Source organism: Nitrospirota bacterium (assembly GCA_016219645.1).
Classification (GTDB): Bacteria; Nitrospirota; Nitrospiria; order Nitrospirales; family Nitrospiraceae; genus Palsa-1315.
In genome coordinates, this window is the sequence record JACRLR010000007.1 from 258607 (window position 1) to 278373 (window position 19767).

A 19767-nucleotide genomic window follows, 5' to 3' on the forward strand; every position below is an offset into this window, starting at 1 on the left:
CCGGATTCTCAGCCACTAGACCCGGGCAGATTCCCCGACAACTGCACGGAATAGTCTGTACGCTCATCTCCGATGAACAACTATTCCTCTTCCAGGAGGGAATATCCCTCTTAAGTTGCTCCTCAAATGGGGGAGGTGCAGTGAGGTTTCACAAGCCATAGTTCGCCGGGTACCCTGACTCGGTGGACCATGTTTTCATTGCTTGTGAATCGTGAGAGAGGTGTGCGGAATGAAGCCAGTTCTGAGTTCTGCGTGTTGAGTTCTGAGTATGAAATGAGCGAAGCGGGCGAAAGTTCGAGGTTCGATGGGCAGAGTTTGAAGGCTGAAGTCCGAAGATCAGAAAACTCAGAACCCGGAACTCAGACATTCGGATCCCGCTCGTCACGCGCTTATCGGGGTCCCGCGCACATCATGAACGGTGCGGAGGTCACGTCTTATACGGCGCGACCTCCGCCTATTCTGGCGCCCTTAGAGGATCCTGTTGCTCACGTTCTTGACGGTAAACTTGTAGTTGCCCGTCACATCCGTGAAGGTCACCACATCGAGATACGTCCCGACGTTGGTGTGCGTCGTGCTGCTCAAGTCCAGCCCGGCACTCAAGTCCTCACCAAGCACCCCCGTCGCCGTCCCTGTTGCCGTGTGGGCTAACCCATCAAAGGTCACACTGTAGCCGGTTACCGTGATCACGGCATTGGCCTTGTTGATCGTGCTCTTCACGTTCTTGAGCGTATTCTTATAGTTGCCCGTCACGTCCGTGAAGGTCACCGCATCAATATACGTGCCCGCATTCGTATGGGACGTGACGCTCAGGTCCAGCCCGGCGCTCAAGTCCTCCCCCAACACTCCGGTCGCGGTCCCCGTCGCCTGGTGCGCCGTTCCGTCGTAGGTCCCGACGTAGCCCGTCAGGGTGATGACAGCGTTGGCCTTATTGATCGTGCTCTTCACGTTCTTGATCGTGTTCTTGTAGTTGCCCGTCACGTCCGTGAAGGTCACCGTATCGATATACGTGCCCGCATTCGTATGGGACGTGACGCTCAGGTCCAGCCCGGCACTCAAGTCCTCGCCCAACACTCCCGTCGCGCTGCCCGTCGCCTGGTGCGAGACTCCGTCATAGGTCCCGACGTAGCCCGTCAGGCTGATGACGGCGTTGGCTTTATTGATCGTGCTCTTCACGTTCTTGACCGTGTTCTTATAGTTGCCCGTCACGTCCGTGAAGGTCACCGTATCGATGTACACACCCGCATTCGTATGGGACGTGACGCTCAGGTCCAGCCCGCTCAGGCTCTCGCCCAACACCCCCGTCGCGCTGCCCGTCGCCTGGTGCGCCACCCCGTCGTAGGTCCCGACGTAGCCTGTCAGGCTGATCGTGGCATTCGCCTTGGTAACCACGATGGCCACGCTGCCGTTCGCGTCGTTGTAGTTGGTCCCGCCGCTGAACGCCCAATTGGCCGTCCCGCCTGGGACATTGGTGAAGCTTGCGCCCAGGTTCAGGCCGGCGTTCAAGTCCTCGCCCAAGACGCCCGTCGCGGTGCCGGTCGCCCCGTGCGCCGCCGCATCATAGACGCCGGTGTAGCCGCTCACGGTAATTGTCGCGTCAGCCTTGGTGATATCCGCTGTCGTCGTATTGACCGGCGCCAGGCTGTAGTTGCCAGATGCCGCGCCGCTCAGCGCCGCGCCCGTGAATGTCACAGTCTTGCCGGTGCCGGCGTCTGCCGTGTCAAATGTTGCCGTACCGCCGCTCAGACTCACGTCGTCACTCCCGATTACTCCTGAAATCGACGGGGTCCCCACGACTGTCGCTGCCTGGCTGCCGTCGTAGACCTTGTTGTCCACAGTGAAGTTGACCGTCAGTTCCTTGGCTGTGATGTTCCCTGTGCTCGTGAGGGTAGACGAGACCAGGCTGTAGTTGAGGCTTTCCGTGCCGATGAGCGTCGCGCCTGTCAGCGTCACGATCTTGTCGCTGCCCACATTTGCATCGCTAAAGGTGAGCGAACTGAAGGCCAGGCTCACATCGTCCGGCGCCAGGACTCCCGTTAGCGTCACGGTCACGTCGGCTGCTGAGACTGAGGTGGTGCCGTCATACACCTTGTCGTTCACGGTGAAGCTGGCAGTGATTTGTTTCGCCGCCACCTGGTGTGTGATGCTGGCGGAGGTGCTGTCATTAAAAAACAGTTTGTCTCCTGTGACTGGGTCTACTGCGCCGATAAATACGGCATGGAGATTCGGATGGTTTCCCTCGATGAGATACTGATAGGAGGGGATGCTCCAGGTCGATGTTCCAGCTCCTGTGCTGTCAGGGACAGAGGCGGTCCACATCAACGCCGACCCATCCCAGAACTCCACCGTGCCGGTCGGTGCCTCGGTACCAACCGCCGCTGTCACCGTCGCGGTAAACGTCACCACATCTCCATAGGTAGACGTAGCGGAACTCTGGGTCAGCACGGTGGCCGTGTTCACTGCTTCATCCGTAAAGGCCTGGGTTGCCACAGCCCCGGACTCTTGACCGGCAGCCGTCACTAAGAGGGAAGAGTTTCTGTACTGTTCCTCCACAAACCAGGTCGTGCTGATGCTGCTGTTCACGGTAAGATCGTTGTCCGGCGCGATCCAGTCGGCGATTCCGTCTCCGCTCACATCCGATCCGCGATGCGCGGCAAACCCGCCGACGCCGTCGACGACATACCAGGCTTCGTTGCCTGCAGGACCGACGTCGGCCGTCGAGCCGCTGTAATCCGCCATGCCGTCGGTGCGGCTTACTTGAAAACGCACCAGTTCGCCTGCATCGAATTGTAGACCCTCGCCGGCTTGATTCGAAGTGGTAATCACGGCCGTCTCACCCGGCGCATAGTCCAGATGGTCGGTGGTCACCACCGCCGCAGTCATCGGCGTGGCCGACAGCAGCAGGCGCGGTTCCAGTGACTCCAGGACAAATGCGTTGGCGCGCGGCTGACGCCGGTTGTTCTTTTTGCAGGCAAACAGTTTCTTGAACTTCATGTCGGAATCTCCCATTGGTTAGTGATATGAACCGCGGAATTTTTGTTTGAAGGTGCTCTTCCCCATCTCCCTCATTGACGACGGACTCAGCAAAAGTCCTGCTATGTGTACACTTGTCGCTGGGTGGGAAAAAATCCATCTTAGGTGCTGGAAGATCCCCCATAGGGGGGATAGGAGTGAGAGAGGGGGCAGCCAACAATCCTTCTTGCTCGCAGAGCCCCCACGGTACAGAGGATGGAACAGTGCCCGTGTCGGCCTTTTGCTCCCGGAACAGAAGAGGGGATGGAGCCTGATGATCTTCTGTGCTCGCGCAACGCGCGGTCGAAGACTCCCCTCGTTGGACGCGCGCAATAGAAAATCAATCAGCCCCCATCCCTGAAGAGATAGCAAGCGAGCTTGGAGGGGTTATCTGTAACCTCGTTCGACGGCCGCAGTCAGGCCTGACACGGGTACTGTTCCAGACGAGGGCAAATAAGCAAGCTTGGAGGGAACAGTTATATCTTTCGATGCGCGCAGTGAAGGAAAGGTTGCCTGTCCCCTATGGGGAAGCTGAAGTATCAGAAGGTGCGGTGCAAGGGCGTACGGTCCGGAGGTCACGCATTATGCGGCGTGACCTCCGGGCGTCAGACAGTTTAGAGGATCCTGCTGCTGACGTTCTTGACAGTATTCTTATAGTTGCCCGTCACGTCCGTGAACGTCACAACATCGAGATATGTGCCCACATTGCTGTGCGTCGTGCTGCTCAGGTCCAGCCCGGCGCTCAGGTCCTCACCGTTGACGCCGGTCGCCGTCCCCGTCGCCGTATGCGCCAGGCCATCGTAGATCACATCATAGCCGGTCACCGTGATTACGGCATTGGCTTGGTTGATCGTGCTCTTCACGTTCTTGAGCGTATTCTTATAGTTGCCCGTCACGTCCGTGAAGGTCACCGTGTCGATGTACACGCCGGCATTCGTGTGGGATGTGACGCTCATGTTCAGCCCGCTCAGGTCCTCCCCCAAGACCCCCGTCGCCGTGCCCGTCGCCTGGTGCGAGGACCCGTCGTAGGTGCCGTAGTAGCCCGTCAGGCTGATCACCGCGTTCGCCTGCTTGATCGTGCTCTTCGCGTTCTTGAGCGTATTCTTATAGTTGCCCGTCACGTCGGTGAAGGTCACCGCATCGATGTACACGCCCGCATTCGCATTCGTATGGGACGTGACGCTCAGGTCCAGCCCGGCGCTCAGGTCCTCACCGTTGACGCCGGTTGCCGTGCCCGTCGCCTCGTGTGCGGCCCCGTCGTAGGTTCCATAGTAGCCGGTCAGGACGAGCGTGGCGTTCGCCTTGGCGATGTTCGCCGACGTCGTATTGACCGACGTCAGGCTATAGTTGCTCGCGTCCAGACCGCCGAGCGTCGCCCCCGTGAGTGTCACGGTCTTGTTGCTGCCCACATTCGCATCGACGAAGGCCGCAGTGCCGCCGCTCATGCTCACATCGTCACTCGCGATGACTCCAGCAAGCGTCTGGGTCTGCACGGTCGCCGTCGTCGTGCCGTCGTAGGTCTTGTTCGCTACTGTGAAGCTGGCCGTGAGACTCTTCTGGCTCACCGTCTGTTCGAGATTTCCGGAGGTGCTGCTCTTGTATCGAAGATGTTCTAGCCACTCATGGTGGCCTCGCCAATGGTTCTCTTGCGGCCCCCCATCATGCCGGTGATCGTCCGGCGGTCGGTGTAGATCCCGATGTTCGTGTGCGTTGTGCCGCTCAGATCCAGCCCACTCAGGCTCTCGCCCTGTACCGCCGGTAAACACGGCGTGGATCGCATGAGTGCCGGCCGTGAAGTTCGATACCGAAATGGTAAAGATTGCGGTCGAGCGACTGCCTCTACTGGCGGTGTCATCGATTCCCAGTGACCTTGTTCCATCAAAGAACTCGACAGAACCTACCGGTCTGGCAGCTCCGTCCGCAGCCGTCACTCTTGCCGTAAACGTGACCGCATCTCCATAGATGGACGTGGCGGCGCTGGAGGTCAGAGTGGTAGTCGTACTTATGCCGCAATTGATGGCGAGGTCGTCCCTCCATCCGTTCGCGCCTGGCTTCCGGTGAGAGTGATTGCTGCCTCCGTTGCCCATTGTGTCCGAAATGCAAATCACTGCGCTCTCGACATGCGAATGGCCCACGTGGTCGTGAGTCACATCCACGGGCGTCATGGGTGTGGCTGACAGCATCAAGCGGGGTTCCAGCGATTCCAGCACAAACGCATTGGCGCGCGGCGCGCGGCGGTGACGTTTCTTAAGATTGAACAGGTTTGTAAGTTTCACGCGAAATCTCCCTTGGTGATTGGTGATAAGAGCCATGGAATAGTTATACAACGGCGCCATGACGCGGGCATTCCCCGGAGGTTGTCCCTCAAAAGTGGGGGCTGGGCTGGTTTGTTTGGTTTATTTAGTTCGAGGAACGAGAGAAACCTTGAGAGGGAGCTGAGATCAGACTTTTCTCATCTCAACCTTAGCCTCAACCTCAACCTTCCGGTATCCGAGACTACCGCAGTTCTTCGACTTGTCCCATCGCGCGCGCCAGATTCACGCGCGAGGCGTTCGCCCGAAACAAGCCGTCGATCATGTTATCCCGCGCGCGTGAGAGAGAAAAGAGCGAGTTGGATAACTCCAACGTGTTCGAACTCAGCACCCGCACCCGTTCTCGGGCGAGCTGCACTTCGGTCAGCGCCGCCTTGAGCCCGTCCTTGGCGATCCGGAGCTGTTCTTTCGCCGAGACGAGCGTCACCAGCGCTTCCCGCAACTCCATCGTGATCTGGCGCGTCACGATGTCCATCTTGATCTCTTCTTGAAGAAGACGGCTGCGGCTCTCGCCGATCCGCCCCTGCCGTTGGCCCCCATCAAAGATGGGGACCGACAAGGTTACTCCGACGTTGTAGGTGCTCAGCGTGCTGTCAATATGGTTGCCGATGAGCCCGTAATTGCCATCCGCCTGCAGCGACGGCAGTCGCTCCCCCTTGACCGAACTCAGCATGAGGCTCGACACCTGCAATCGCTGCTCCTGGGCCTTGAGTTCCGGCCGCTTGACGAACGCCACCTCCCGGGCATAGTCCTGGGTGGGCACCGGCTCATCCGGCGCTTTGAGTTCATCGGTGAGGATGAGCGTCGCATCAAAGGTGATGCCCAAGGCATTGGTCAGGATCAGCTTGGTCCGCTCGACATCACTCTTGGCCAACTCCAAGCGTTGCCGTTCATTCTCCAGTTGGGTTTCCAGCCTGGCCGTATCGAGGCCCGTGGCCATTCCGCCGCTCTGCCGGCTTTTAATGTAGGCCACGAGTTCCTTGTACAGCTCCACATTCGCCGTCCGTGCGGCCACGCTCTCGACGTTCCGCAGAACTTCCAAGTAATTCAAGGCCACAGTCGCCATCGTGTCATTCTTCGTCGTCTCGGATTCCCCTTCCGCGACGGCCAGGGCCGCGCGCGAGGCGCGCCACCGTTCAATCAAGCTCCAACTGAAGAGCGACTGCGACAGGGTGCCTCGGGCATCGGCGACATTAAAGGGATCGCTCCGGATCGGCGCCCCACCAAGCGTCCCTTGAAAGAAGGTCTGATTGTTGTATTTGGCCGACGAGGCCAGGTTCGGCAAGAGGGCGCCGAGTTGCGTGGTGGCGACGCCCCGCGCCGCTTCAATCCGTTCTTTGTACAAGCGCACATTGGGATTCTTGTCCAGCGCCGCCTCAATGGCGTCCTTCAAACTCAGCTTGAGGACCGGCAGCTCCGGTGGGGGCTGCAGCGACGACTCGGCAGCTTGGCTGTGCCCCGCACACAGAAGACCAGCCACAAAGATTGCCAACATCACGCCGGTGTAGATTCGCATACGGTCGCAGTTCCTTCACTACAAGAAGATCGTGATTTGGTCTGTCTGGTCTATTCGGTCTATCTGGTTGATCTAGTTATTCTCGTTCAACCAAACACACGAGACAGACCGAATAGACCAGACAGACCAGTCGCTAAGGCCCCTCGGCTGATGACAGGTGAAAATCCACGGTACACGCCAGGCCGGCGGAAATTGCATTGTTCGGATTCGGCAGTTCCAAGCGCACCCCGAATGTGCCGCTGGCGCTGTCGACGACTTTGTTCACCACCATAACCTTCGCTTGAAGAACCGGCTGCCCCTTTCCTTCCGGACGTACATCGGCTTTCATGCCGGCTTTCAACTTCCCGAGCAGCGAGAGCGGCGCAAACACCTCCACTCGCAATGGGTTGATCTGCGCCAGTTTCATCACAGGCGTCTGCTGGCGGGCCATCTCGCCGGGAGACAGCAGCCGATCGACAACGACGCCGGCAATCGGACTTCGAATCGTGCGCAGCTGCAGCGCAGCTGTGGCGCGATTCAATTCCAATTCAGCCTGGCGCTTGTGTTCCGATGCATCCCGATAGGCCGATTCCGCCAAGGCCTTTTCCGTCTGGGCCTCATCGACTTCGTGTTGGGCAATGGAGTTGGTCTTGAACAATTCCTGAGCCCGTTCGAGTTTCCGGCTGGTAAACCCCATCTTCAGCTGACTGCTCTTCAACGCCGCTTCTGCCTCCGCCTTGGCTTTCGCCAACGCAACAGTCGCCTCTTCGAAGCTCGATTCGAGTGTCAAGATCACCTGTCCCTTCGCGACCCAATCTCCCCGGTCCACCGGCACCGTTTGAATGAGACCCTCCACCGGGGTCCCGATGGAAATCTCGTCATAGGGTGTGATCACGCAGGCCGTTCCCGCTGCCCATACAGACGGCACCGACAGGGCAGAGAGTGCCGCTGCGACGATCAGGGTGCCCGTCGCACACTGCCCCTTCAGCCGCCATTTGTGTGGCTGTTTCACTTCCTGACATTCCACGAACATGTCCATTCAATCACCCTATTCCATTGTCCCGACTTGGGAACTGCTCCGGCCCCCTTCAGCCTTCAGTCTTCAGCCTATCAACCTACGCAGGTTCCCGATTGCCTCATTCCAATCGTCCGGAAAACGCGAGCGAAGTTTCCAACGAATCCTCATGCCGCAACAGATCCCGGCGAATCCGTGCGTGCAAGGACTCGGCCGACAACTGGGCCTGCCGCATGAGAAACACAGCCGGTTTGCCCTGCAGCGGCTTACCTCGACTCACCAGCGCCTGCGCCGCCCACCGCCACAAGAGGCGTCGCGACGTTGTCATGATCTCATCCTCCAGCGACGAGACAATCTCAAAACTTCCCGGATCCCCCTGACGGCCGCTGCGGCCATAGAGCTGTCGGTCGATGCGCCCGGCTTCGTGCCGTTCTGTGGCCAACACGTGCAGACCTCCCGCCTCCGCCACCTTCGGCAGTAACTTGATATCCGTGCCACGGCCGGCCATGTTCGTGGCTACCGTAACGCGACCAGGAAGACCTGCCTTGGAAACGATATCCGCCTCTTCTTTGTCCTGGCGTGCGTTGAGGACGACGTGCGGAATCCTGGCCGCTGTGAGTTTCACACTCAGAATCTCCGAAGCGGAGACCGATCTGGTCCCCACCAGAACAGGCCGCCCCTGTTTATGGAGCGTTGTGATATGATCGACGACCGCCTCCCACTTCTCCTCCGCCGTCGAGAACAGCCACTCTCCCACACATTTCCGCTGCCGCGGGCGATTCGTCGGAACCGTCACGGTGGCCAGGCGATACACTTGCCACAATTCGGTGGCGACCTCCTGACCCGTGCCGGTCATCCCGGCCAGCCACAAATACCGGCGAAAGAACCGCTGGTAGGTGATCCGGGCCAGCGACGCCTGCATCGGCGTGAGGGGGCATCCTTCCTTCAATTCGATCATTTGATGGAGACCCTGTTCCCACGAGCGGTCCTCCATGATGCGCCCCGTGTACTCGTCGATGATCTGGACCTTTTCGTCCCTGACGAGATAATGGGCATCGCGATTGAACAAATGGAGGGCCGTCAGCGCCTGCCGGACCAGCTCTTCACGCCGCCGCGGCCCGGACCAGAAGCCGGTGAGATCCTTCGTCCGTTCCGTCAACAGCGCCTGCCCCTCCGGCGTCAGGCGAACGCTCCGTTCCCGCGGATCGATCTCGAAATCGGACCCCCGTGTCAGTGCATGCGCGAGCTGCAACGCCTTCTCATAGAGAGGCTTCTCCGGCACCTGCCCGCCGCTGTTGGCGATAATGAGCGGCACCCGCGCCTCATCCACCAGGATGCTGTCCGCCTCGTCGACGATACCGAAGCACAACCCGCGGAGCACCAAATTCCGGAGTCTCGTCGCATCGCCATACAACTTCTCCAGCTGGAGTTGAATACGATTGGGCTGCCGCCCGACGGCCAGGCGATCACGCAGATAATCGAACACCAGTTCCTTGTTCGTACAGTAGGTCACATCGCAGGCATAGGCTGCCCGGCGCGCCACAGGGCTCTGCTCGTGGGTGATGACTCCCACCGTCAGACCCAACATCTGATAGATCGGACCCATCTCTTCCGCGTCTCGCGCGGTCAGATAGTCGTTCACGGTAATCAGATGCACCGGCACGCCGGCCAGCGCCGCCGTCGCGGCTGCCAATGTGGCAGTCAAGGTCTTTCCCTCTCCCGTCGCCATCTCGGCCACACAACCGTTGAGCAGAACCCACCCTCCGAGGACCTGCACGTCATAGTGCCGTTGGCCGATCGTCCGGTGGGCCACCTCCCGCACCAGAGCGAATGAGCGAAATACCAGTTCGTTGCTGAAACCCTCGAGCCGGAGTCTTTCTCGTAGTTGCACGACCTCTTTGCGCAGCTGGTCATCTCGCAAGCCGGACAGAGTACGGCCCTGTTCTGCGACCGGCCCTATCACATCGGTCCTTGTCGCCGTACGCTCGCGGAGCCGCCGCATGATGGGGCTCGCGAACTTGACCCCCTGGCGGTCGAACCAGCTCTCGCGTGGCACTGCCCGTTCCGGATAGGCGCTATGCAGCGCCGTTTGTTGACTCGCGATATCAAACATTGAATCGCGACAAGAATAATTGTCGTCCCTGGCGATACCATTGGGCCATGAGCGGCGCCCATCCATGATCGAACCGTACATACACGCGTCCGCCGACATTCACCACACCCAGCTCGACGGGCAATTGAAGATCTACCTGAAAGACCTTTCGAAGGGCCTTCTGGCCCTTCGGGTCTTTCGGGTCCATGGGAACTTGTCCGCCGCCATCGCTTCCGAGCGCCGGACTCGGCAGTTCATCGCTCGCCGCCGGGACCAGACGCGACACCCCGGCATCGATCGGACTGACCAGCCGTTCGGCCAAGCGCACCTGGACTTGCTTCGTACTGTGACGGATCAGATCGATATCGGTCTGATCCACGACCGTTCGCACGGTCAACGTATTCAGATCCACCACGTGGGCCAGCACGTCTCCGCGATGCACGAATCGGCCGGGCAAATCATCCACGCGCGAGACGACCAGTGTGCCGTCAACTTTTGCGGTAATGACGAGATCCTGCACCTGTTCTCTCGTGCGGGCGAGTTTCTCTTCGACGTACCGCTTTTCTTCTTCCAGGATCTTCGCCTTCACGAGGTTTTCCGGAATCTGCTCGCGAATGCGCGCGTTGATCTCCCGGAGGCGTGCCTCGAGCACGGTGAGCTGCGCTGTCAACACCGAGTCCTGACAGACCACCAGCACATCACCTCGCGACACCTTCGATCCCGGAATCCCCACGACCTTCTCGACAAATCCATCGGCCCCGGCACGCACGATCGCTTCGTCCGGAATCCACACGACACCTTCCGCGCGCGTGCGAAACGGCACAGGGGTAAAACAGAGCGCCGCGATGATGACCGCCACCGTTCCACTCGTGACCGCGATCGCCCGCCCACGCACGCGACGGATGCGCGCGCTCGTGAACAGATAGCCCAGCCCCTTTCCCAGCGGAATCAGGAACCACGTGACCGCCGTAACCACGGCGAAGAACATGCCGAGCGCGAACCACTGATCGGTCAGATACATGAGGATGACGAATACGATGAACACCCGATAGAGAAAGGCGCTGACAGAATACCCGACAAACCAGACGCGCTCGCCCGGCGTGGCATGAGGAACCTGCGCCTCCTCGCAGCCAAAGGGATAACGCTCACAGAGATAGCCGATGTACTTGTTGGCCCGCTGGCCCAGATTGGGAATCTCTGTGAGATCCGCAAGCATGTGGTACCCGTCGAACCGGAGCAAGGGATTGCCGTTGAAGAGGACGGTCGAAATCCCGGCAATCATGATGGTGTTATAGGCCAGTGTGCGGACGATACCGGGCTCGACACTCACCCACACAAAGATGGCGATCGACGCGAGCACCAATTCGACGATCATGCCTGCCGCGCCGACGACTGCCCTCTGCCACTTACTGGCGAAGGCCGATGAAGCCGAGGCGTCGACATAGGGCACCGGCGAGAACACGAGCAGCATGATTCCCATCTCGTGCACTTCCCCGCCGAACGCCTTGACGGCAAAGGCGTGGCCGAACTCGTGCAGCGCTTTGATGATCGGAAACAGAAACCAGAGCAGCACTAGATTCTGCGGTGTGCTGATCTGGTCGATGAGATTGGCCGTGAGATCCGACCAGTGCGTGGCGCCGATCAGCACGCCGGGAATCACGATCGCAAGCCACACCAACGCCCCGCCCCACCCGAAGAAGGGCCGGACTAACGGCACGAAGGTCTGCAGCAGCCGTTCCGGATCGAAGAGGGGGAACTGCCAGGCAAAGACATTCATCAGTTTGCGCTGCCACTTCTTCTGTTTGGTGCGCTCATGGCGATGCAAGAGTTCCGCGATGTCGGGGGGGATATCACACTGCAGCACATCGGTTGAGTGAAGCTGGCTCAAGAGCTGCACCACCTGAGGCTGGGTCGGCGCATCGTCGCCTAGCTTCGTCGAGACGAGTTCCCAGATCTCCTGGACCGTGCGGCGCCCATCCATCAGGCCGATAAAGGCATAGGCGGCTGGAGAAAAGCGATGATATCGTTCGTTCGACTGATCCTGGAGCACGTACCAGGTCTGGCCTCGATACTGGTGGCGATGCAGTTGCGCATGGCTCCGCAGACGCGGCGCCAGGTTCGCCACGCGGTACCAGGAAGGGCTAAAGAGAGCTTCACTCATAAAGTTGCAAGTGGTGAGTGGTGAGTGGTGAGTGGCGAGTGGACGAATCGGTCCATAATCATGAGGCTAGAAACTCGCAACTCGAAACCTCCCGCGCCTTGCGCTTCCTACTTCCTACTAGCTACTTGCTACTTGCCAGTTACTTTGTCAGGGGAGCCACGACCAGAGCGCCAATCGCATCCAATCCACGATTTGATGCGTCCAGATCCACACCAAGGATCGACGATCGATCTCAATCTTGCCGGCTCCTTCCATCCCGGGTCTCAGGCGGTCATGCGGCTGGTCGAACTGCGCCTCGACCCGGAAGAAGTTTCGGCCCTCCTTGGCCGTGGACACAGGCGTCACCTTCTCTACTGTCACCGTGATCTCCTCGGACGGAAAGGCCGAGAGCAAGAGGGAACCCCGTTGCCCGACCGCCACGTCCGCGATGTCCCTTTCGTCCACTTCGATGACCAGCCGGTAACTGTCGAGCGGCGCGACCTCGAACAACACCTTCCCCTTCTCGATCGGCGCACCCAACTGCTGGCTGAGATCGCCGGTCACGACGATCCCGTCGAACGGCGCGAGCACTTTCGTATGCGCGAGCTGATCGTCGAGCAGGGCGATCTCCGCTTGCGCCTGATGGATCTGCGCGGTCACGATTTCGACCTTGGCTGCCTCCCGCTCGCCCATCGCCTTGTGATATTCCTTTTGGTATTCTTCGAGCTTGCTCAGCGACTTCAGCCGCTCCAACCTCAACTCCCGGTCATCCAGCGTGCAGAGCATCTGACCTGCCTTCACCAGATCGCCGGCCCGCACCGGCGCTTCACGAATGTATCCATTAAACGGCGCGGCAGCCGCGCGCAGGACAATCGGCTCCAGCACAGTCTTGGCCGAGACACGGTAGTCTCCCTTCGCCAGGAAGCAAAAAAGTGCGAGGCCCACTACCACTGCGGTTGTGACCTTCAGCGCCACATGCCGCGGGCCGACCAGTGAGACGAGATAGGACTTGACGGAGCCCGCCGCTTTGGTGATCAGCCACCGATCATCCCGCCGATGCGTCTCCAGGATTGGACCGGCCAGGGCGGCGACGGATTGGCAGAGTTCGACCGTCTTATTGTCGAATGGCCGATCCATCGGCCGTTCGAGCATCAATGCGCCGATCGGTTCACCGAGCGCTTCCAGCGGGACCGAACAGAGGGCCCCGGCCCCATGCTGTCTGGCCAACTCCGTATGGGTGCGCGAGACCACTCCCGCACTCGGCGGCCCGTTTGGATAGACGATGGTCTCCCGTTGATCCACCGCTTCATCCATCGCCTCGCCAATACTCCGAATGAGATTGGTTTGTTGCTTGAATTCTGCGCTGTGCGACACGGCAAACACGCGCGTGCGGCCCCCTGAGACGAACCCGATACTCACACGATCGCACTGCAGCTTCGTGGCCAACGACGTTACCAGCGCCATCGCCGATTCGTAGCACCGCTCATGGCCGACAGACGTGGCCACCAGATCCAGCGCAGCCTGAATGCGCTCGCGGGTTTCCTTTTCCGCCTTGACCGCTTCCCGCGAGAACAGCAACTCCAGCCAGGCAGCACCCCAGTGAAGTTGGCGCACCATCGATTGCAAATTGGCGTCACTGCTGGATACCACTTCGATGACGGCCGCTCCATGGACCACACCACAAGCTTCGATCGGTCGCCCGATCGTGTACCGCCCAATCCCGGACGCGGTGGAGCCGGACCCGTCGCCGCCCCGCGTGACGACTTCCCGCCGTTCCTTCAGCGTCCGCTCGGCTGTTTTACTCAGATGGGTGACGAAATGCCCCTTCACCGGCCAGGTCGCGACAGGTCGGAACGGTCCTCGGTCCGCCGGGCCCAACAAGACCATACCGGCTTCCACCGGACCGACCACGCGACATTGGAGTTCGAGCCAGCTCACACAGAATGATTCGATGGTCGCAGCATGGGCAAACCGCGCCCAGAGGCCCGAGTCATGCTCGCCCTCCGGCTGAGCAACAGTGGCAGCAAGTGACTCGGCCGCGCGCCGCAACGCGCCTCGTTCCGATTCAGATTCGAGGGATCGATCCATAGCTATTATTCCGGTGGATGTGATGACGCGGCTCTAATATTCCTCCAGGGGACCCCTGAAAACGTCCGCTGCATCCGGGCGCATCTCTCCCGTTAGTTGTTGAACGAAACTAACCAGAGATGCCGGGAAAATCAGACTTATGACCCCCTTACGAGGGCTTGCACGTTTCACAGTCTAGCAGACTGTTTTTGGATCACTAGTAAATTGCGAAATGATTTTCCCCCGGAGGCTCCCCGATTCAAGAAATGCCTTGCGGACCTCAGATGGCAGATCGTGCTGATCGCGCCCTTCTTCTGCTCCATTTCTATCTCATCTCCGCTGTGATACGTTGTACGCACTGAGGAATCTTTTCGCATGTCAGACTTGCCGTTCGATCAACTCGTCCAGGGCCACCACTGGGATCCACTCGCAATACTTGGTGTTCATCCGATGGCCCAGGGCAGTTCCCCTACTGTAGCCATTCGATGTTTCTTGCCGGAGGCCAAGAACGTCGCTCTACTCCTCGGTGAGCAAGATCGACAGCCCATTCCCATGAACCGCCTGCATGAAGCAGGGCTGTTCGAAGTGATCGTTCCCGGTCCACTCGGAACCAGCCCCTATCGGCTCCGCATCATGGACCATGAAGGACAGGTCTCGGAGCGGCACGATCCCTATGGATTTCTTCCCCTCCTCACCGACTTTGAGCTGCATCTCTTCGCCGAGGGCACCTTCTTCAAAGCCTATGAAACCATGGGTGCCCATCTCCGAACAGTTCAGGGTATCGTGGGAATCCATTTTGTCGTCTGGGCACCAAACGCTAAACGCGTCAGTGTTGTGGGGGACTTCAATCAATGGGACGGCCGTCGCCATCCCATGACAAACCGCGGATCAACCGGTCTCTGGGAACTTTTCATTCCAGACCTCGCAGACAACACTCTGTATAAATATGAAATTCTGCCGCACCATCAAGGGACGCTGCTCCTGAAAGCCGACCCCTATGCAATCGCATCGGAGCTGCGCCCCAAAACTGCCTCGATCGCTCGAACACTCTCTCGATACCAATGGAAGGACCAGTCCTGGATGATGGCTCGGGCACAGCAAGACCCGCTCGCTAGACCTGTTTCAATTTACGAGGTCCATCTCGGCTCCTGGATGCGTATTCCCGAGGAAGGGAATCGCTGGCTGACCTATTCCGAACTTGCGAGAAAGCTCATCCCATACGTGAAGTATATGGGCTATACCCATGTTGAACTTATGCCGATTACCGAGCATCCATTCGACGGATCCTGGGGCTACCAGACCACCGGCTATTTTTCCGTCACCAGTCGGTACGGATCTCCCGAAGACTTCATGGCCTTCGTCGACACGGCACACCAAGCCGGAGTCGGTGTGCTGATGGACTGGACTCCCGCCCACTTTCCGGACGACCCTCATGGGCTTGACCAATTTGACGGCACACACCTCTACGACCATGCCGATCCACGGCTCGGCTATCATCCCGACTGGCATAGCCGTATTTTCAACTACGATCGCGTCGAGGTGCGGAACTTCCTGCTGAACAGCGCGCTCTTTTGGCTGGATCGATACCATATCGACGGCTTGCGCGTGGATGCCGTTGCCTCGATGCTCTATCTCGATTACGGACGGAAGGAGGGAGAGTGGATTCCCAATCAGTTCGGGGGGCACGAAAACATCGGAGCTGTCACACTGCTGAAAGATTTGAATGTCCTGGTCCACCGTGACTTCCCCGGCGCCATGACCATCGCCGAGGAATCCACACACTGGCCGGGAGTCTCACGACCCACCTATACCGGAGGACTGGGCTTCACCTTTAAGTGGAATATGGGCTGGATGCACGACATGCTGGGATACTTCGGCCACGATCCCGTCCACCGCCCCTTTCACCAGAATCAAATTACGTTCGGACTCCTCTACGCCTTCAATGAAAACTTCGTCCTGGTGCTTTCGCACGATGAAGTGGTCCACGGAAAGCGATCGCTGCTCAATAAAATGCCCGGTGATGACTGGCAACGCTTTGCCAATCTGCGCGCCCTCTATGGTTTCATGAATGGGCATCCCGGGAAGAAGATGCTGTTCATGGGAGGAGAATTCGGGCAGTGGTGTGAATGGAACCACGACACAAGCCTGGAATGGCACCTCTGCGAATTCGAGCGGCATGTGGGGCTCCAGCGGTTCGTGCGAGACCTCAACTTACTCTACCGCCAAGAACCGGCCCTACACGAAATCGATCACGACTGGACCGGTTTCCAGTGGGTCGACTTCCACGATGCGATCCATTCCGTGATCGCCTTCATCAGAAGAGCCAAGGATCAGGATAATCATATTCTGTGTGTGTGTAATTTCACCCCTGTTCCGCGTTATGACTATCGAATCGGCGTGCCAAGCGAAGGCTACTACCGCGAACTGTTGAACAGCGATGCCTCGGTCTACGGGGGAAGCAACATGGGGAATTTTGGGGGCCTACACACGAACGCGGTCCCCTTCCACGGCATGCCCCATTCCCTTGCGGTCACACTTCCACCTCTGTCGGTGTTGTTCCTCAAACGAACCTGATGTGGCAGGATGCTCAAAAATGCCGTCCAGCAAGGCCGCAGCGAGTGAAGAACCGAGGCGTACCCTCTGGGTACGTTGAGGATCTGAACGATGCGAGAACGATGCTGGCGGCGTTTTTCAGCATCCTGCCAGGAGGGAATTACCAGGTCCGGAAAGGCCCACTATCGAGATGGATGAACTTGGCACGCTGGTACACCCCCACGCCGCCATATTGCAACTTCAATGCGGCATCGCGCATCTCCCGTATCTTGATACCGGGAATATAGAAGTCGAGCGCTTGTCCCTGGACATGCAGACTATGCTGCGCGACTCGCCGGCTCCGCTTCACGAGCTGGGCATTGTACTCGGGTGACCGATAGGCGGAAATCACGTGGATCTCGCCCCCGCTGTCGACCGCCTTCTGCACAAGATTGACATGTTCCAACATGCGCACATCGATGGCGGCCACTTCTCCAGTGTGATGACAACGCAGAATATGATTCACCTCATCCAGCGCGGTGAGGTCATAATTGCCTTCGTAATCACGATACTGGACTTGTAGTCGTTCGTTCGTGTGGATGTTGAAGAAGGTCAATTCGCCGTCAGGGAGTCTGCGTGCATGCGCCACCGATGGGCAGAGCAGCCTGCCACCGAGCAACAGAAGCCCGACAACAGATGTTTTCAGGAGAGATCTGCGGGTCCAAGCCCAGGAATCTTGATGCTGCAAAGGACCGCTCCGGGAGGAAGTGCACTGCAGCCGTCAGAAAAGCTGGCGCACTTGTATCAAACCGCGCCAGGTCAGTCAAGATTCAAGTGCAGAGGTAACAATTTTGAACAGTCACGCGATCACATTTCTTTAAGAATGAACTGAAAGGTTCTGCTTCTTGACGACATGACAAGGATAGGTCATATCACCCTGGCCATGCCGGCCTGGTGCAACATGTTACGATGGAGGCCCTATGTATGCACGGTCGATTCACTCCGGTCACGCCCTCATAAGACGTGTGATCCTCGTGTCAATCCTGCTGTCTCCCTGGCCTGTTCTGGCGGAGGAGGGGGCTGTCGTTCCCCTTTCCAGGATTTCCCTCTATTCCAGCGGTGTCGGATACTTTCAGCATGAGGGGACGGTGAATGATCGTACGCGGCTCGATCTGCGCCTGCACACGAGCCAGATCAACGACATGCTGAAAAGTCTGGTCGTGCAGGACTTCGGCGGTGGCAAGGTCTCTTCAATCACCTATGGGTCGCGCGATCCCGTGACGAAGACACTGGGCGGTTTCGGTATCAACCTGAACGGGAATCCCACTCTCGGGCAGATCCTGATGCAGGTTCGGGGAGAGCCGGTTGAAGTCACCGCGCCCAATCCCATCGCTGGGACGCTACTGGGCGTTGAGAAGAAAACGGAATTCATTGGAGAGGGCTCGCAGCAGCGTATGGTGGAACAGGACTATGTCTCGCTCCTAACGGAAGATGGGATTCGTACGCTCTCGCTGGCGAACGTGCAACGCATCAAGCTCACGAATGCAGCCTTGAACGGTGAACTCCAGCAGGCGCTGGCAGCCCTCGCGACGAATCACGATGCCCAGAAAAAGACGGTCTCAATTACCTTCGACGGCACTGGGAACCGCCAAGCCCGTATCGCGTATCTGACGGAAACGCCGGTCTGGAAGACCACCTACCGGCTCGTCCTGGATGAAGACAAGGCGCCCTATCTGCAAGGCTGGGCCATTGTGGAGAATCAGACTCCGCAGGACTGGCGTAACGTGACCCTCTCACTTGTGTCTGGACGACCCATTTCCTTCGCCATGGACCTGTACCAACCCCTCTACAATCCCCGTCCAATCGTCCAGCCTGAGCTCTATGCCAATCTCAAACCCCAGACCTACGGCGATGCGATGGACGAGCTCAGACCGATGGCGGCTGCTCCTCCAGCCAAGAGCGAGATGAAAAAGGATCGCTTGCTCGGCAAGTTGGCCCAAGGTCTTACCGCTGGTCGTGCCAATGCCCCTGCCGCAGCTGCCGTCGCTTCCGAAATGGAAATGAGCAGCTTGGATGAAGGCGTCACTTCTATGGCCATGGCCGAAGACAAGGGCGAGTTGTTCGAATATCGGATCGACCAACCTGTTACCCTGGCCAAACACCAGAGCGCGCTGTTGCCCATCATCGGCCAGACGCTCCAGGGGCAGAAAGTCTCGCTGTACAACCAGAGCGTCAACGCGAAACATCCGCTGAACGGCTATCGGCTCAAGAACACCTCGTCACTCCATCTCATGCAAGGGCCGATCACGCTGTTCGACAGCGGCGCCTATGCGGGCGATGCGCGTATCGAAGATCTTCCTCCTGGACAAGACCGCCTCATCAGTTATGCGCTCGACCTCAAGACCGAAGTCGAGCCGACATTCCAGGGAGGCACACAGGAACTCGCGACGGTCTCACTCAAGAAGGGCACGATGCTCATCTCACGGCGTCTGGTCGAAGACCGGACCTATCTCGTAAAGAACCGCGACGCCAAGGCCAGGACCGTCCTGATCGAACAACCCTATCGCGCAGACTGGAAACTGGCCGAACCGAAAGAGCCGACCGAACGGACCAGAGACATGTATCGATTCAGCGTCGCCGTCGATGCGGGGAAGAGCGCGGCGATCCGCGTCAAGGAAACGCTGCCCCTTCAGGAATCGATCCTCTTGATGGAGAGCGGCCTCGACCAGATCCTTCACTACCAGCAGGCCAAGGAAGTCAGCCCAAGAGTGAAAGAAGCACTACAACGCGTAGTGCAGTTGCGCAGCAAGCTGGACGACGCGCGCGCCCAGCGAATTCGCCTCGACCAACGGACTGCTGAGATTACGGCGGAGCATGCCCGCATCCGCGAAAACATGCAGCGGCTCCAGCAGAACTCCGATCTCTACAATCGCTATGTCAAGAAATTGGATCAACAGGAGACAGAGTTGGAAACCCTGCGCAAGGAGATCGAGCGATTCAAGAACATGGAAGAAGAGCAACGGCGGGAGCTGCAGAACTACGTCATGAATCTGGACCTGGCATAACCCGAAGCAGGTTAAGGTTGAGGCTAAGGTCGAGCACGTA

The 19767-nt window shown here is 58.8% G+C and carries 10 protein-coding genes; 2 read left to right on the top strand and 8 right to left on the bottom strand.

What is annotated here, in order from left to right; genetic code table 11:
• Window positions 1-468: 468 nt before the first annotated feature.
• The 7 genes from HZB34_01880 to HZB34_01910 all read right to left on the bottom strand — a co-directional run bounded on the left by HZB34_01880 (window position 469) and on the right by HZB34_01910 (window position 14151).
• On the bottom strand, window positions 469-2991 hold the full coding sequence (locus HZB34_01880; protein MBI5314704.1) for an Ig-like domain repeat protein: 2523 nt from the start codon (window positions 2989-2991) through the stop codon (window positions 469-471).
• A 632-nt stretch (window positions 2992-3623) separates the two neighbouring features.
• Entirely contained in the window at window positions 3624-5285 is a 1662-nt protein-coding gene (locus HZB34_01885; GenBank protein MBI5314705.1) for an Ig-like domain repeat protein, read from the bottom strand.
• A gap of 220 nt (window positions 5286-5505) precedes the next feature.
• Complete coding sequence (locus HZB34_01890) at window positions 5506-6837, bottom strand: TolC family protein (GenBank protein MBI5314706.1); 1332 nt, start codon at window positions 6835-6837, stop codon at window positions 5506-5508.
• Window positions 6838-6970: 133 nt separating this feature from the next.
• A complete protein-coding gene (locus tag HZB34_01895) occupies window positions 6971-7849 on the bottom strand; it encodes an efflux RND transporter periplasmic adaptor subunit (protein MBI5314707.1) in 879 nt (292 codons plus the stop codon).
• Window positions 7850-7952: 103 nt separating this feature from the next.
• Entirely contained in the window at window positions 7953-9944 is a 1992-nt protein-coding gene (locus HZB34_01900; protein ID MBI5314708.1) for a preprotein translocase subunit SecA, read from the bottom strand.
• Window positions 9937-12084 carry an HlyD family efflux transporter periplasmic adaptor subunit gene (locus HZB34_01905; protein MBI5314709.1) on the bottom strand — a complete coding sequence of 716 codons (2148 nt, stop codon included), beginning with the start codon at window positions 12082-12084 and terminating at the stop codon, window positions 9937-9939. Before HZB34_01905 ends, HZB34_01900 begins: the two co-directional genes overlap by 8 nt.
• 147 nt (window positions 12085-12231) lie before the next feature.
• On the bottom strand, window positions 12232-14151 hold the full coding sequence (locus HZB34_01910; GenBank protein ID MBI5314710.1) for an efflux RND transporter periplasmic adaptor subunit: 1920 nt from the start codon (window positions 14149-14151) through the stop codon (window positions 12232-12234).
• 354 nt (window positions 14152-14505) lie between these two features.
• On the opposite strand from HZB34_01910, the gene glgB reads away from it, so the two are divergent.
• A complete protein-coding gene (gene glgB, locus HZB34_01915) occupies window positions 14506-16704 on the top strand; it encodes a 1,4-alpha-glucan branching protein GlgB (protein MBI5314711.1) in 2199 nt (732 codons plus the stop codon).
• A 139-nt stretch (window positions 16705-16843) separates the two neighbouring features.
• Here glgB and HZB34_01920 read toward each other — a convergent pair whose 3' ends face one another.
• Entirely contained in the window at window positions 16844-17410 is a 567-nt protein-coding gene (locus HZB34_01920; protein ID MBI5314712.1) for a DUF882 domain-containing protein, read from the bottom strand.
• 232 nt (window positions 17411-17642) lie between these two features.
• Between HZB34_01920 and HZB34_01925 the strand changes: the two genes are divergently transcribed.
• Window positions 17643-19727 (top strand): hypothetical protein, encoded by a 2085-nt coding sequence (locus tag HZB34_01925; GenBank protein ID MBI5314713.1) that lies wholly within the window; start codon window positions 17643-17645, stop codon window positions 19725-19727.
• Window positions 19728-19767 lie beyond the last annotated feature (40 nt).